The sequence below is a fragment of the Bartonella sp. AA16NXGY genome (assembly GCF_042197325.1).
Lineage (GTDB): Bacteria > Pseudomonadota > Alphaproteobacteria > Rhizobiales > Rhizobiaceae > Bartonella.
The window spans coordinates 1-842 of sequence record NZ_JBHIRR010000063.1 but is presented as its reverse complement, the minus strand read 5'-3'; the positions used below and the strand labels follow the sequence as shown (position 1 = coordinate 842).

Annotated in this window: 1 protein-coding gene; it reads left to right on the top strand. The window is 41.3% G+C overall.

Annotated features, from left to right (window positions below; all coding sequences use genetic code 11):
- The coding region (locus tag ACFINK_RS09345; RefSeq protein ID WP_375638913.1) for a tyrosine-type recombinase/integrase at positions 1-842 on the top strand (842 nt) is incomplete at both ends.

Below are 842 nucleotides of genomic sequence, written 5' to 3'. Positions count from 1 at the left end.
GAAATGGGCTTGGGAGCGTTGCGAGATGTCTCTTTAAAACAAGCCCGTGAATTAGCAACAGGATGGCGGGCTGTTTTACGTGAGGGGCGTGACCCCATTAAAGAACGCAATAAACAAAAGCGTGAGGCAATAAGCAATCTTCATTACTTAAAAGATATTGCCGTAGATGCTTTTGAAAGCCGTAAAGCTGAATTAAAAAGAGATGGTAAAGCTTGTGATTGGTTTTTACCATTACGCCTTCATATTCTCCCTAAATTGGGCTGTCTGCCCGTTTCAGAGATTACGCAAACAGAGATACGCAATACCCTTTCTCCCATTTGGCATACAAAGGCTGTAATTGCTCGAACAGCATTGATACGTCTTAATCTTTGTCTCAAACATGCGGCTGCATTAGGTGTAGATGTTGATTTACAAGCTGTAGAAAAAGCAAAAGCTCTCTTAGGAAAACAACGCCATAAGGTCACTAATAGACCAGCCATGGATTGGAGAGAGGTTCCGGCTTTTTATAAAACACTCTGTGAAGCATCAACCATAACACAACTGGCTTTGCGTTTGCTTATTCTGACAGGTGTTCGTACCAATCCTTTACGTCATATTCATAAAGATCAAATTGATGGGGATATATGGACCATACCTGCTGAAAATATGAAAGGCAAGCGTGATACAACAAAAGAATTTCGCGTGCCTTTATCAACTGAAGCATTAGACATTTTAAAACAAGCACGATTGCTTTCTCGTAATGATTTCTTTTTTTCTGCTAAAGGTCGCGGTCCCCTCGCTGAGAAGTGTATGGCTCAATATATGAGAGACAATAAACTTGAAGCCTGCCCGCATGGTTTTCG